The organism is Methylobacterium sp. BI1 (genome assembly GCF_056680125.1).
On the sequence record NZ_CM155267.1, the window covers coordinates 2,879,639 to 2,893,606 of the forward strand.

General features: G+C 74.3%; 13 protein-coding genes and 1 tRNA gene. 6 read left to right on the top strand and 8 right to left on the bottom strand.

What is annotated here, in order from left to right:
• Window positions 1-96: 96 nt before the first annotated feature.
• Window positions 97-1,347 carry a metallophosphoesterase family protein gene (locus tag AC1MGR_RS13565; protein WP_480231924.1) on the bottom strand — a complete coding sequence of 417 codons (1,251 nt, stop codon included), beginning with the start codon at window positions 1,345-1,347 and terminating at the stop codon, window positions 97-99.
• 144 nt (window positions 1,348-1,491) lie between these two features.
• Window positions 1,492-5,199 carry a bifunctional proline dehydrogenase/L-glutamate gamma-semialdehyde dehydrogenase PutA gene (gene putA / locus AC1MGR_RS13570; RefSeq protein WP_480231925.1) on the bottom strand — a complete coding sequence of 1,236 codons (3,708 nt, stop codon included), beginning with the start codon at window positions 5,197-5,199 and terminating at the stop codon, window positions 1,492-1,494.
• A 247-nt stretch (window positions 5,200-5,446) separates the two neighbouring features.
• Between putA and AC1MGR_RS13575 the strand changes: the two genes are divergently transcribed.
• Window positions 5,447-6,463, top strand: a complete 1,017-nt coding sequence (locus tag AC1MGR_RS13575; RefSeq protein ID WP_108036326.1) for a PAS domain-containing protein — start codon at window positions 5,447-5,449, stop codon at window positions 6,461-6,463.
• Between the two features lie 42 nt (window positions 6,464-6,505).
• Here the strand turns inward: AC1MGR_RS13575 and AC1MGR_RS13580 are convergent, their stop codons facing one another.
• Entirely contained in the window at window positions 6,506-6,652 is a 147-nt protein-coding gene (locus AC1MGR_RS13580; RefSeq protein ID WP_181259656.1) for a hypothetical protein, read from the bottom strand.
• Between the two features lie 222 nt (window positions 6,653-6,874).
• Here AC1MGR_RS13580 and AC1MGR_RS13585 point away from each other — a divergent pair, with 222 nt between their 5' ends.
• On the top strand, window positions 6,875-7,357 hold the full coding sequence (locus tag AC1MGR_RS13585; protein ID WP_480231926.1) for a hypothetical protein: 483 nt from the start codon (window positions 6,875-6,877) through the stop codon (window positions 7,355-7,357).
• A 12-nt stretch (window positions 7,358-7,369) separates the two neighbouring features.
• On the opposite strand, the gene rocF is transcribed toward AC1MGR_RS13585, so the two are convergent.
• On the bottom strand, window positions 7,370-8,299 hold the full coding sequence (rocF, locus tag AC1MGR_RS13590; RefSeq protein ID WP_108036320.1) for an arginase: 930 nt from the start codon (window positions 8,297-8,299) through the stop codon (window positions 7,370-7,372).
• A gap of 471 nt (window positions 8,300-8,770) precedes the next feature.
• On the opposite strand from rocF, the gene AC1MGR_RS13595 reads away from it, so the two are divergent.
• Complete coding sequence (locus AC1MGR_RS13595) at window positions 8,771-8,896, top strand: hypothetical protein (protein ID WP_480231927.1); 126 nt, start codon at window positions 8,771-8,773, stop codon at window positions 8,894-8,896.
• Between the two features lie 27 nt (window positions 8,897-8,923).
• Here the strand turns inward: AC1MGR_RS13595 and AC1MGR_RS13600 are convergent, their stop codons facing one another.
• The 3 genes from AC1MGR_RS13600 to AC1MGR_RS13610 form a co-directional block, all read right to left on the bottom strand.
• Window positions 8,924-11,410 carry a DNA topoisomerase gene (locus AC1MGR_RS13600; RefSeq protein ID WP_480231928.1) on the bottom strand — a complete coding sequence of 829 codons (2,487 nt, stop codon included), beginning with the start codon at window positions 11,408-11,410 and terminating at the stop codon, window positions 8,924-8,926.
• 109 nt (window positions 11,411-11,519) lie between these two features.
• Window positions 11,520-11,822 carry a DUF6894 family protein gene (locus AC1MGR_RS13605; RefSeq protein ID WP_480231929.1) on the bottom strand — a complete coding sequence of 101 codons (303 nt, stop codon included), beginning with the start codon at window positions 11,820-11,822 and terminating at the stop codon, window positions 11,520-11,522.
• Between the two features lie 166 nt (window positions 11,823-11,988).
• Window positions 11,989-12,237, bottom strand: a complete 249-nt coding sequence (locus AC1MGR_RS13610) for a hypothetical protein (RefSeq protein WP_480231930.1) — start codon at window positions 12,235-12,237, stop codon at window positions 11,989-11,991.
• Window positions 12,238-12,570: 333 nt separating this feature from the next.
• Between AC1MGR_RS13610 and AC1MGR_RS13615 the strand changes: the two genes are divergently transcribed.
• The 3 genes from AC1MGR_RS13615 (at window position 12,571) to AC1MGR_RS13625 (ending at window position 13,622) form a co-directional block, all read left to right on the top strand.
• Window positions 12,571-12,831: a hypothetical protein gene (locus AC1MGR_RS13615; RefSeq protein ID WP_146180473.1), complete on the top strand. Its 261-nt coding sequence runs from the start codon at window positions 12,571-12,573 to the stop codon at window positions 12,829-12,831.
• A gap of 240 nt (window positions 12,832-13,071) precedes the next feature.
• Window positions 13,072-13,248 carry a hypothetical protein gene (locus tag AC1MGR_RS13620; RefSeq protein ID WP_181259655.1) on the top strand — a complete coding sequence of 59 codons (177 nt, stop codon included), beginning with the start codon at window positions 13,072-13,074 and terminating at the stop codon, window positions 13,246-13,248.
• Between the two features lie 170 nt (window positions 13,249-13,418).
• Window positions 13,419-13,622, top strand: coding sequence for a hypothetical protein (locus AC1MGR_RS13625; protein WP_108036314.1), 204 nt, complete (start codon window positions 13,419-13,421; stop codon window positions 13,620-13,622).
• Window positions 13,623-13,864: 242 nt separating this feature from the next.
• Here AC1MGR_RS13625 and AC1MGR_RS13630 read toward each other — a convergent pair.
• Window positions 13,865-13,954: transfer RNA gene (locus tag AC1MGR_RS13630), tRNA-Ser, on the bottom strand.
• Window positions 13,955-13,968: the final 14 nt, after the last annotated feature.

Consider the following 13,968-nt stretch of genomic DNA (forward strand, 5'->3'; position numbering starts at 1 on the left):
GGAACCTTGGGGAGAGGTTTTTGGAAGGGTTTGGGGAGGGACTTCGGGAACCTCGGGGGACCGCGTGCCGGCGGAAGGGCGTTCGACGGCGCGCGGTCAGCAGCTCCGCCCGGACAGGCGCCCGAGGATCACCGCCTCGGCCTCCGCGCACAGGGCCTCGAGATCGGCGGCGAGGTCGTCCTCGGCGGCGAGGCCGGCCGGCATCTTGGCGGCGATCTCGGCGAGCGCCGCCCGGGCGCGGGCGCGGAAGTCCGGCTCGTGGTCCACGACTGCCAGCAGGGTGGCGGGGTCGATGGCCGCGAAGGCGTCCGGGCGGGCCTCCGCGACGGGCCGGCGCGGGCGGGCGGTCTCGATCTTCAGGCGCTCCAGCCAGATGTCCTCGTGGATGCGGTGGGCGGCGGCCTGGATCTCGGCGGTGAGCCCGTCGCGGTCGGCCGCAAGGCGATCATGGGCGGGGGTCTCCCCCCGCAGGCGCACCCGCACGGCGATGAGGCGCGCCGCGGCGGCCTCCGCCAGGGGGCGCAGGGCCGCCTCGACCAGGGCGACCGCCGCGCGCTCGTCCGGGACGCCGGAGAGATCGACCTCGAGGGGATGGAAGCGGGCCTGGTCGACGATGAGGCGCTCGACGCCCTGCACCCGCCCGTCGGCGACGGACACCGCGACGGCGCCCTTCGCCCCGGATTCGCGGATGCTGCGGCCCTGGAGGTTGCCCGGAAACACGATCCAGGGATCGCGGGAGAGCTCGGCGTAGTCGTGCACGTGGCCCAGCGCCCAGTAGGCGTAGCCCCGCCCCGCCAGGTCCGCCACCGAGCAGGGGGCGTAGGTGGCGTGGGCCGCGTGGCCGGTGCAGGAGGTGTGCAGGATGCCGATGTTGAACCAGCCCGGCAGGGCGGCCGGATAGGTGAGGGCGTAGTTCTCCTCCACCGCCCGGTTGGGGAAGCTGCGCCCGTGCAGCGCCACCTTGAAGGCCTCGAGGCGGTGGGTCTCGGCCCGGGTCGCCGGGAAGCTGCGCACGGAATCCGGCAGGGTGATCGCGCGGGTGATGACGCTCTCGGCGTCGTGGTTGCCGCGCACCAGGATGACGGGGATGCCGGCCCGGTCGAGGCGGGCGACCTGCCGGGCGAAGAACAGCCCGATGGTGTTGTCGGACCAGTCGCCGTCATAGACGTCGCCGGCCACGATCAGGAAGGCGACGCCCCGCTCGATCGCCAGGGTGACGAGATCCTCGAAGGCCCGGCGCCCGGCCGAGGCGAAGCGCCGGGCGATGTCGGGGTCCTTGAGGGCGAGGCCGCTGAGCGGGCTGCCGAGATGCAGGTCGGCGGCATGGATGAAGGTGAACGCGGACATGCTGTGCGGATGAGGGCCTTGAGAGGCGTCCGGGGCGGGGATGCGGGCGGCCAGGGTCGCGGGTTTGGCGCCCGATTGCAACGTGGGCGCCAAACCCGAGGCCCTGGCCGCCCACGCGCCCGCGCGATCCCACGGGTTTCGACCTCACGCCTCCAGGGTCATCAGGCTGGCATTGCCGCCGGCGGCCGCCGTGTTGAGGCTGACCACGCGCTCGCGGACCAGGCCCTCCACCGGGTAGGCCCCGGTGCCGGCGGCCGGGTCGGGCCGGGGCCGGTGGATCGCCACCAGGGGCCCGGGCCGGGCGGCCAGGGCCGCGGCGAAGGCCGTCAGGGCTTCGGACCCGCCCTCCCACAGCACCGCGTCGGCCACGGTCTCCGGATCGGCGCCCCGGATGAACGCCGCCAGGTCATGAGCTCGATCGTGAACGGTATCATGGGGCAGGGCGGCGAGGAGCGCCCGGGCCGGCGCGGTGGGATCGAGGACGACCCGGTTGCCGGTGGCGAGCGCCGCGCCGATCTGGGTCGCGAGGCCCGGCCCGGTGTCCGCCCGGCACAGGATCGTGCCGCGGGGCTGCAGGTCGTAGCGGTTCTCCTCCCCCACCGGCCTCGGCAGCAGGAGCCCGCCGCCCACCGGGCTTCGGGCGATCAGCTCCGCGGCGCTCTCGGCCTCCCCGGGCCGGCCCTGGTCGCGCAGCCACCGGACCCAGGCCTCGGCCGCCGGGGCGGGCGGCCCGGGGGGCAGGCCGGTTCCGGCCGGGGCGGCGGCGAGGAGGCGCCGCAGGATGAGCGGGCCGCCGGCCTTGGGGCCGGTGCCGGAGAGGCCGTGCCCGCCGAAGGGCTGCACCCCGACCACGGCCCCGACGAGGTTGCGGTTCACGTAGAGGTTGCCCGCCGCGCTCAGGGCGCAGGCCCGTGCGATCGCGGTGTCGAGGCGGCTCTGGACCCCGAAGGTCAGGCCGTAGCCGGTGGCGTCGACGGCCGCGATCGTCGCCGCGAAGGCGGCGCGCGCGAAGCGCACCACGTGCAGCACCGGGCCGAAGACCTCGCGGGTGAGGGCGGCGACGGAGGGGATCTCGATCACGGTCGGGGCGACGAAGGTGCCCCGGTCGCAGCCGTCCGGCAGGGGCGCCCGGTGCACGGGGTATCCGGCGGCGCGCATCGCCGCGACATGGGCCTCGATGGCGTCGCGCGCCTCCGCGCCGATCACCGGGCCGATATCGGTGGCGAGCCGGTCCGGGTTGCCGACGCGCCACTCGGCGAGCGCCCCCTTCAGCATGGTCAGCGTCCGGTCGGCGATCTCCGCCTGCAGCGCCAGCAGGCGCAGGGCCGAGCAGCGCTGGCCCGCGGAATCGAAGGCCGAGACCAGGGTGTCGGCCACCACCTGCTCGGTGAGGGCCGAGGAATCGACGACCAGGGCGTTCAGCCCCCCGGTCTCGGCCACCAGGGGCACGGGCTGGCCATCCGGGTTCAGGCGCCGCGCGAGGATCCCCTGGATGCCCGCCGCCACCGCGGTGGAGCCGGTGAACAGGACGCCGTTCACGCGCGGGTCGGCGACGAGGGCGGCCCCGGTCTCGCCGTCGCCGGGCAGGAGCTGCAGGGCGCCCGCCGGCACCCCGGCCGCGCGCAGGATCCGCACCGCCTCGGCGGCGACCAGCGGGGTCTCCTCGGCCGGCTTGGCCAGGACGCCGTTGCCCGCGGCGAGCGCCGCCGCCACCTGGCCGGTGAAGATCGCCAGGGGGAAGTTCCAGGGGCTGATGCAGGCGACGACCCCGAGGGGCCGGTGCGTGGCGGGGGCGAAGTCCCGGGCCTGGCCGGCGTAGTAGCGCAGGAAGTCCACCGCCTCCCGCACCTCCGCCAGCGCGTTGGCGGCCGACTTGCCCGCCTCGCGGACGAGGAGGCCGATCAGCGCGGTCCGGCGCGCGTCGAGCGCATCGGCCGCCGCCTCGAGGATCGCCGCCCGGGCCGCCCCCGGCCGCGCGGCCCAGGCCGCCGCGCCGGTCCCGGCCTGGGCCAGGGCCTCCCCCACGCAGTCCGGCCCGGCCTCCACCACGGTGCCGACGCGGTCCGCCCGGTCGGCCGGGTTGCGGACGTCCCGGGCCGGCCCGGTGCGGTCGGCCTCGGCCAGCATCGGCACCGCGCGCCAGGGACGCGCGCCCTCCGCCGCCAGTTGGCCGGCGAGATCGGCCAGGGCCTGCTCGTCGGACAGGTCGAGGCCGGCGGCCGCGGCCCGGTCGGGGAAGAGGTCGCGGGGCTTCCGGATCGCCGGGTGGGGCGCGCCGAGGGGCTGCGCGGCCCGCACCGTCGCGACCGGGTCGGCGGCGAGGTCGGCCACGGCCACGCGCGCATCCGTGACCCGGTGGACGAAGGAGGAATTGGCGCCGTTCTCGAGGAGGCGGCGCACGAGGTAGGCGAGCAGCGTCTCGTGGCTCCCCACCGGCGCGTAGATCCGGCAGGGCCGGTCGAGGCCGTCCGGTCCCACCACCGCGTCGTAGAGGGCCTCGCCCATGCCGTGCAGGCACTGGAACTCGTAGCGCCCGAGCTGGAAGTCGGGCCCCGCCAGGATGTGGAGGGCGGCCAGGGTCTGGGCGTTGTGGGTGGCGAATTGCGGAAAGATCGCGTCGGGGGCGGCGAGCATCCGCTCCGCGCAGGCACGGTACGACAGGTCGGTGTGGACCTTGCGGGTGAAGACGGGGAAGTCCTCCAGGCCCGCCACCTGCGCCCGCTTGATCTCGGTGTCCCAGTAGGCGCCCTTGACGAGGCGGACCATGAGGCGGCGCCCGGAGCGGCGGGCCAGGTCGACGAGGACCGCGATCAGCGTCAGCGCCCGCTTCTGGTAGGCCTGCACCACGAAGCCGAGGCCGTTCCAGCCGGCGAGGTCCGGGTCGGCGCAGAGGGCCTCCAGGATGTCGAGGGAGAGGTCGGCGCGGTCGGCCTCCTCGGCGTCGATGTTGAGGCCGATGTCGTAGTGGCGGGCGAGACGCGCCAGGGCGGCGACGCGGGGCAGGAGCTCGGCCATCACCCGGTCGCGCTGGGCGCGGACGTAGCGCGGATGCAGGGCCGAGAGCTTGATCGAGATGCCGGGGCCGGCGAAGAGGCCGCGCCCCGCCGAGGCCGCCCCGATGGCGTGGATGGCGTGGGTGTAGTCGGCCGCGTAGCGCGCGGCATCGGCCGCGGTCATCGCCGCCTCGCCGAGCATGTCGAAGGAGTGGGTGAAGCCGCGCGCCTCCTGCTGGCGGGCCTGGCGCAGGGCCTGCGCGATGGTCTCGCCGGTGACGTACTGGCCGCCCATGAGCCGCATGGCGCGGTCGACGCCCTCGCGGACCAGGGGCTCGCCGCCCCGGGCGACGACCCGGGCGAGGGTGCCGGACAGCCCCGCCGCGGGGCCCTCCGCGGCCTGGGCGAGGCGCCCGGTGAGCACCAGCCCCCAGGTGGCGGCGTTCACGAAGAGCGAGGGGCTGTGCCCGAGATGGGCCGCCCAGTCCCCGTGCCCGATCGTGTCGCGGATCAGCGCGTCGCGGGTCTCCGGATCGGGAATGCGCAGCAGCGCCTCGGCGAGGCACATCAGGGCCACGCCCTCCTCCGTCGAGAGGCTGTATTCCCGCAGCAGGCCCTGGACCCCGCCCACCGGGCCCTGGGCGCGCAGGCGCCCGACGAGGTCGTGCACGAGGCGCGCGGTCGCCGCCGCGGCCTCGGGATCCGTCGTCACCGCCTCCAGGCAGGCGGCGACGCAGGCGGGCTCGGGCGCGCAGGTCTCCGCGGTCAGGCGGCGACGCAGGGGCGTCGGCGCGGCACGCGGCGCCAGGAACGCTCCGAAGGGACGGGCGGACGACGGTGCCGGATCGGCAGGGCGCATCGCGGGCTCATGGTCTCGGGCGGTGACGCCGCCTCGCCCGGGGAGGATGGGACGCAGCGCCCCGGGAGTCGAGGCCCCGTCCGCCGAGGGGATGCGCCGAGCCTTTTTCTCCAGCTTTAGGCAAGAACAGACGTCACGAGAAGACCAGTATAGGCTTTGCGTAAACTGGACAATCCGGCACAGACCTCGTAAGCTTTTCCCAGCTCGAACGATCGACCTGCGCCTGGACGTCCGTCCCCGAGACCCCATGGTTCCCCCACTTTCCTCCGCCGAGACCCTGCGCCTGCTCGAAGGCTTCGGCCTGACGGGATCCTGGACCTGGGGATTCGCCGAGAACGAGCACACCTGGTCCCCGGGGCTCTTCACCATCCTGGGCGTGCCCAGCGGCACCGTCCGGGCCGATTACCGCCTTCTCCACAGCCTGATCCACCCGGCGGACCGCCCGCCGACGATGAGTCCCGCCGCCATCGAACACGCCGGCACCCTGACCGAGCAGACCTTCCGGATCCTGAGGCCGGACTCGACCCTGCGCACCGTCATGAGCCGCGGCGAGATCATCGTCTCCCCCACGGGCCGGCCCCTGCGGGCCCACGGGGTGCTGATCGACGTCAGCGACCGCGAGGTTCTGGCCCGGGCCCATGCGGCGCAGCGTCGGCGCGAGCGCGCCATCTTCGAGCGGGTGCGGGCCTTCACCTCGACCACCGCGATCTACCCCTTCCAGACCTTCTCGCCGGAATGGCTGGAATTGGTGGGGCTTCCCGAGGACGAGCTGCTCGGCGAACCGACCCGGCCCGTCGTCGCGGCCGAGCGGCGTCACTGGCGCGACTACGGCCGCGAGCTCTACCAGACACACCAGATCGTCCACACGATGCCGACCCTGACCCTGGCCAACGGCGAGACCGTCCCGTACCGCATGGTCATGATCCCGGTCCTCGATCGGCAGGGCGCGCTCGAGCACTGGACCAACTACATCGGCCCGGCCGGATTGCCGGTGCGGGCCTCGGGCCCGCTGCTGGAGGGGCTGGAGCAGCGCCTCGAAGGGCATCACATCCGCGCCGCGCGCGCCCTTCTCGACTGGTCCATGACCGACCTGTCCCGGGCCAGCGGGCTCTCCTTCTCGACGATCCGGCGCCTGGAGGGGGGCGCGGAGACCCTCGGCTCGTCCAGCCGGCACCGGGCCGTCGCCGCGCTGCGCGCGGCCGGGATCCTGTTCTCGCTGATCGAGGGGTCCACCATCGTCGTCGGCAAGGCCGGCGCGGCCTGAACGCCCTCCCGGCTCCGCCCGGGACCTAAAGGTGGCCGGGACCTACAGGAAGTGGCGATACACCACGTGGGTCTCGGCGTCCGGCTGAAGGCCGCTCCGCTCGGCGGCGCTGCAGGTCGCAGCGGCGAAGACGGGCGAAACCATCGCGACGAGGGTCAGGAGCCAGCGAAACGGACCTGCGGCAATCATCGGAATCTCCTCGACCGGGCTGGGATCGGCGGGTTGGGATCGGCGGATTGGGATCGGATCGTCACCTGCGATGGCTGCGGGCCTGGGGCCCGGTTCCTCCATGGAACGATCCGGCCGGTTCCGCGGTGCCGAGGCGCACCCGGCCCGCGCTGTGGACGGCCGCGCGCGACCGGGGCACGCCGTCGCCGTTGGCGCTAGGGTGGCCCATCGTTCGGGTGGACCATGGCTGCAGGAATCCTGGATCGCGACCGGTTCGCGAAGTGTCGGGCACTGATGGAGCGCGGGGCCACGCCCGGCGAGCGCGCGGCCGGACGCGCAGCCGCGACCCGGGTGGCCGCCGCCGCCGGTCTCAGCCTCGCCGACGCGATCGTCCTGGCGGATGCCCGTCGCCCGGACACCGGCCCGAACACTGGCCCGAACACCGGCCCGAACACCGGCCCGGACCGCGCCCGGCCGCGCCGGGCCGCCGGGCGGGCCTACGCCTGGGCGACGCCCAGGCCCGCCCCGGAGCCGGTGACGGTGGAGGAGGTGCTGCGGCAGAAGGCGGCCGACGAGGCGCGGCGCAAGACGGCGGCAACGCGAGCCCGCCGGCGCCCGCAGGCCGCCGATCCCGACTGGGAGCGCTGGTCCGGCGAGGTCCGCGAAGCCCAGGCCGCCCGGGACCGGGACTGGGCGCAGCGGCGTCCACCCCGCGCCGGCGACTGAAGGCGGGACGCCTCAGTAGCTCTGGGTCGGCCGGTCGAGCACCGTCCGGCCCATCAGGCTGGCGGCGAGATCCACCATGAGGAGGGCCGTCCGTCCGCGCTCGTCGAGGAACGGGTTCAGCTCGACGAGGTCGAGGCTGCCGACGCGGCGGGAATCGTGGAGCATCTCCATGATCAGGTGCGCCTCGCGGAAGGTGGCGCCCCCCGGCACCGTGGTGCCGACGCCCGGCGCGATGCCGGGGTCCAGGAAATCCACGTCGAGGCTGACGTGCAGCCGCCCGCCGGCCGCGGCGACCTGCCCGAGGAACGCCCGCAGGGGCGCGACGACGCCGGCCTCGTCGATGCTGCGCATGTCGTGGATGAGCACGCCGGCCTCGAGCACCGCCACGCGCTCCGCCGGGTCGAGGCTGCGGGTGCCCATCAGGCAGACGTTGCGCGGGTCGATCGGGGCGGCGGGAGCCGGCAGGTAGCCGGAAAAGCCGCGCCGGCCGGTGGCGTAGGCGAGGGGGACGCCGTGGAGGTTGCCGCTCGTGGTGGTGTCCAGGGTGTGGAAATCCGCGTGCGCATCGAGCCAGAGCACGAACAGGGGCCGGCCCTCCTGCGCCGCCCGGCGCCCGAGGCCCGACAGGGTGCCGGCCGACAGGCTGTGATCGCCGCCGAGGAAGATCGGGATGCCCTCGGCGCTGTGCCGGTAAGCGGCCTCGGCCAGGACCTCGGTCCAGGCCGCGAAGGCGCCGAGGTGGCGCAGGGCCCCGTTGGGATGGACCCGCTCCACGGCGACGGCCGGCGCGAGGTCGCCCGCATCGACGATGGTGAGGCCGAGGCCCCCGAGGGTCTCGGCGAGGCCCGCGGCCCGGTAGGCGCTCGGCCCCATGTCGCAGCCGAGGCGGCCGGCGCCCTCCTGCACGCGGGCGCCGAGAAGGATGCAGCGTCGGTTCGTCATGGTCGGGTCTCGCTCCGCAGCGCCGGTCGGGCGGCCCCTCGCGGGGCCGCGGGGCCGACCCGGCCTTGCCAGGCCCGTGCCGCGGCGGGGCCCGGCGCGATCCGTCCGGCCCCGCGGAGGATAGGCGATCCCCGTGACGCTCGTTCCGGGCGGGACGCCACAGGTCTTCATCACCTCGCAGGTCTTCATCACCCCGCAGGTCATCCTCCTCCCGCCCGTCTCCGTCACCCCGGGCGGGGCTCCGAATCCCGGCCGCCATGCTTTGTTAACCATTCCGGCCGCAGCGTGCCGGCATTCGTCCGGCGCCGGGGCGCGGCCGGCGGACCGGATGACGGCCTCGCCGATCCGTCCCGAATTCGGCGGCGCCTCCTTAATCCCGCCCGTTTCTCCGAGCCCACTGGGGCGGGTCGGGGCCCTGGATCACGCAGCGGCCACGACTCCCCGCAAGACCCCGCACAAGGAGTCTCTCCTATGATCAAAACGCTGCTGGCGCTCTTCACCGTCGCCGCCGTCCTGACGATCCGGGCGTTCCTGAAGCTCCTCTGGTTGCCGTTCCACAGCTTCGGCGGCCTCCTGCGCGGCCGTCCCGCCACCTGAACCCGGGCCCCCGCGGGCGGATCCCGCTCAGCCGGCGCCGCGCCCGGCCGCCGTCCGGCGCGGCCGACCTGCACCCTTGCCCGCGCCCTTGCCCGCGCCCTTGCGGGCCGCCCCGTCCACGCCCTTGACAGCCGCCTTGCCCGCTCCCTGGCCGGCCGCCCCGTCCACGCCCTTGACAGCCGCCTTGCCCGCTCCCTGGCCGGCCGTCCGCGCGATCCCCTTGCCGGGCGTCGGCTTGACCGGCCCCGGCCGCGCCTGGCGGGCGCCGGGTCCCGTCCGCGTCGGCGCCGCGTGGGCGTCGAGGAACCGGCGGCAGGCCTCGAACTGCGTCTCGATCTCGGGCGGGCAATCCAGGCCGCGCTCCGCCGCGAGGGTCCGGGCATAGCGCAGCATCGCCGCGCTGGGGGGCCGCGGCCCGGCATCCGCGCCAGGGCCCGCCGTTCGTGACGCGGCGGGACCGGCCTCGGCATCCAGGAAGGCCCGGCAACGGGCGAGGCTGCTCTTGCAGCCGCGGGGCAGCGGGACGCCCTTGCGGGCCGCCAGCGCCACCGCGAAGGCGACCATGGCCGGCGTCGGCGGGCGATCGCCGCCCCCCGCGGGTCCGCGTCCTCGCGACGGCGGGATCAGGCCCGGGTCCAGGCTGACCACCTCCGCCTGCGCGATGGCGGCGATCAGGCCGTCGAGGCGGGTGCGGGTGCGCTGCCGGAAGGCCTCCGCCCGCGCCTGCGCCTCGACCCGCGTGGGCGCCCGGCCGATCTCGGCGAGGTCCGCCTCGAACGTCGCCCGGCCCACCGGGTCGCCATAGGCCGGGAACACCCGCCGCACCGCCGCGATGAAGGCGAGCCCCACCTCGGTCACCGTGAGGGCCGGATCCTTGCCGTCCCCGAGGGCGAGGTAGTGGCTCTTCAGGAGCTTGGGCAGGATGCTGTCCCGGGTCGCGGCCGTGCCGAGCCCCTTCGGCTCGTTCGGGTTGACCGGATTCTCCAGGGCCCGCTTCGCCGCGGGGTCGTCCACCTGGTCGATCAGGCGGCCCATCACCACGGGAAGCTCGCCCCGGGTGATGCGCCGGGGCGGCTCCGTCACGGCCTCGGCGATCGCGGCGCCGGCGGCCTTGGCCGCCTCCCCGTCGCGCAAGGCGGGCAGGCGGGTGGCGCGCGCCTCGTCCTCGGGCCGGGCCTTGCCCGGGACGGGATCGGCCTGGGCCTCGGGATCGGCTTCGGCCTCCGCCCCGTAAAGGGCGCGCCAGCCCGGCGCGCGCACGACGCGCCCCGTGACCGCGAAGCGCTTCGCGCCGAGGGGCGTCGCCACCTCGGCCACGACCTCGGTGCGCGCATCGATGCCGTCGGGCAGGTGGGCGGCGCCGTAGGCCTTGGCGACGAGCTCCCAGAGGCGGCCGAGGTCGGCCGCGAGGCGCCCGCGCTCCGGCACCTTGCGCAGGGGCACGATGGCGTGGTGCTCGCCCGGATCCTTGACGTAGTGCCCCCGCGCCCCGCGCCGGATGACGGGCGGCGCCGCGGTGAGCAGGGCGCCGACGTCCGGCAGCACGGTGGCGATGGCGGCCAGCACCGCGCCGGCATCCCCGGCCTGTCCCTCGGGCAGGGCGTCCGACTCGGTGCGCGGATAGCTGAGATAGCCCTGGTCGTAGAGATCCTGCGCCAGCCGCGCCGTGTGCTGCGGGTCCCAGCCGAAGCGCTTGGCGCAGCGGCGGGCCAGGGTGTCCTTCGAGAACAGCCGCGGCGGTGCCCGGCGCACGTCCCGCTGCGTCACCCCGAGGGGGCCGGACCACGCGGCCGCCGCCGCCCGGATGGTCTCGGCCGCGGCGCGCTCGAAGATCCGCTCCTTCGGCAGGTGCCACAGGGTCAGGGCCGCCCCCGTGCCGGTCTCGGCGTGCAGCGCCACCTTGAAGAAGTCCTGCGGCACGAAGGCCCGGATGCGCGACTCGAGATCCGCCAGGATGGCCAGCGTCGGCGTCTGCACCCCGCCGAAGCGCCAGGGCTCGCGGAAGGCGGGCGGGCGCAGGCGCAGGGAGATCGCGCGGGTGCCGTTGAGGCCGAGATGGTAGTCCTCGTATTGCCGGCACAGCGCCTCCAGGTAGGCGGCGTAGTCCCGCTCGCCGGAATCCGGCTCCCGGGCCAGGGTGGCGAAGGCCCGCCGGACGGAGACGTCGTCGAGGGCGCCGAGCTTCAGGCGGTCGACCCGGCCGCGCCAGCCGAGATGCTCCAGCACCTCCCAGGCGATCATCGAGCCCTCCCGCCCCGGATCGGTGGCGATGATGACGCGCTCGACGCCCCGCAGGGCCTGGCCGATCGCCGCGAGCTTGCCCGCATGCGACTGGCCGGACCGGCCGGTGCCGCAGATCACCGGCAGGGTGTCGAGGACGATCGGCAGGGTCTCGAACTGCCAGGCCTTCCAGTCCGGCCGGATCCGGCCCGGTTCCTCGGCCGCGAGCAGGTGCCCCTCGGCCGCGACGCAGACGGTGCCGGGCGAGCGGAAGTATCGCTGGAGCTGACGCATCGCCGACGGCTTCTCGAAGAAGAACAGCGTGCGGCCGGGCGGGGCAGGGGACCTGAGCGGGGCAAGGGACCTGAGCGGGGCAAGGGACATGGAAACGGGCGCGCCGGGCTCAGGCGGCCTGCCCGAGCCCGTCTCCGTCCCGGAACCGCGGCACCGTCCGTCCGGGCCGGTCCCGGCCCTCCGCCGGGGGATCGACGGACAGGAAGGGCCGGACGAGGACGCGCCGTCCGCGCAGGTCGTGGACGGTGACATGCCACTCCGCCCAGTCTCCGCCCGCGCCGAGGCTGCGCATCACGTCCCGCGCCACCGCCTCGGCCCGGCGCACCAGGCGATGGGGCGCCCGGATGTCGTTCCCGACCGCGTCGAAGACGCATTCGCGACCGTTGGTGCAGTGGAAGCGGTAGCGGGCCATGCTGCGCGGACTCCCCCGTCGCCCCGCGCCGGGACGCGGGGTGAGTTCACTCTCTGTTCTCATATGAGCGCAAGGGCGCCGGGATGGCAAGGGGGTGGGCGCGCGCGCAACCCCGCACGCGCGCCGGAGCCTCGGGCCGCGTCTCGTCTATCGGGTCCGTCGGACGCTAACGCCCGCCGCCGCCGCCCCGCATGCTCCGCTGCCGGCAGGTGCGGCCCATATCCTCGAAGCCCGCCGGGCAGCGCCGGACACAGGCGCCGGCGGCGTATTTGAGCGGAGGCCGGCAGGCCCGGCTGAAGCGCTTCTCCTGGAACAGGTAGTCCTTCGCGGGGCTCTGCGCCGCGGCCGGGCCGGTCAGCCCCAGGGGAAGCGCGACGAGCGCCAGGCGGAGGACGGCGTGGGAGAGGCGGGGCATCGCGTGGTCCGGGGCGGGGTTGGTCCGGGGCGGGGGCCTGGTCCGGGGCGGGGGCTTGGTGTCCCTCGCCTCTACCACGTCCCGTCCCACCCGGACATGGGCGCCGCGGCCCGTCAGTGCGCCCCCGGCGCGCGCCGGGGCGTCAGGGGCCTCGTCTCCACTCTCCACCAAAGTGTCTTCCTGATTTGCACCGATCTCGATCGGACAACACTTTTATCATCATGCTTTTTTGCAATGCACGGGTAATACCGCAGAGCACAAACTAGCCTATCGGTGGAACTTGTTCCTTCGCGGACCGTAGGTAGTCTGAACGGGTCTACCTTCGGTGACGCCATGTTGTACTTGTTCTTCCTTTTGCTTGGCGCTGCAGCCAGCCGCGCGTTCCGGCTTCCGGGGCTGCTCGCGATCGTCTCGCTCCTGGCGGTCGCCATCGGCCTCGAAGGCGCCCTCAACCAGCGGGACCTGGCCTCCGTGCTCGGCACGGCCGTGCTGATGCTGGCGGCGGTGGAGATCTCCTATCTCGCCACATCCTGGCTGTGGGACACGGCGCCCCGTCCGCTGCCGCAGGGGAAGACCGGGAAGACCGAAGCGTAGGGGCCGAGACCCCATGCCTTGCCGGCGAAGCCGCGCGAGCAGCATCGAGCGAGCGCGGCGCACAGCGAAGGCCCGTCCAGGCGCAACGGGCACAGGATCCCCCACCCGATCACCCTCATGGCCGGGCATACGCCCCAGCCGCGCTATGATTCGGAAATTTCCTGCGCAACTTCCTCACATCCTGCAGCATTATGCATACTCGCCCCAATCGTCCGAACGGGGTCAAACGGAGTGTGACGGATGAGTGCCGGCTATCCACTTTTGATCCTCGCCCTGGGAACCCTCGGCGGCATCGGTTTCCTCGCCCTCGGGGCCCGCAAGCAGGTCGCCGACCTGAAGAACGATCCGAAGCGATCGAACTTCGTGCGCGACCACGGCGGCCCGCCCCGGGAGAACATGCCGGGCACCGAGCACTGACGACGCGACCGGGGCGCCCCTGGTGCCCTGCAGCGTCCCGGTCGGCGGGGCAGCCTTCGCGGAACGGACGGGAACCGGCGCCCGGCCCAGCCGTTGACAGCCAGATTGGAATTGCTCTAATTCGCAACTGAGCGCGGCCCTCGAAGTTGCGCAGATCCCAAGGAGCTCCCATGGCCGGCCACGCGCATTGCGACAGCTGCAAGTTCTTCGACGAGCACAAGGTGAACGGCGCCCAGGCGTCCGGCGAAGAGGGCCTGTGCCGCTACAACCCGCCGGTGACCCAGCCCGCCCCCGAGTCGAAGGGCCTCTGGCCGGTGGTCGCCACCAGCGACTGGTGCGGACACTTCACGCCCGAGATGTCGGCGGCCGAGTAAGCGGCCACACCGCCGTCCGTCAGGGGCCAGCCTTCGGGCTGGCCTTTTTTGTTTTCGCAGGCGAAGCCGACAGGCGAACGCACGACGGCCCGGGACACCATCGATCGGCCAGCCGACTCCCGATCCGCCGAACGGTGAGGCTGCGCGACACCATGGCCAAGGTCGGCACGAAGATCGGCACAGGGAAGGCGGCGTCGGAGCCTCGGAAGAAACGTGAGGTCCGCCCCAGTGTCTCATGTGCTTGGCGGAAGGGGTGGGATTCGAACCCACGGTGGAGTTGCCCCCACGGCGGTTTTCAAGACCGCTGCCTTAAACCACTCGGCCACCCTTCCAAGCCCTTGCAGAA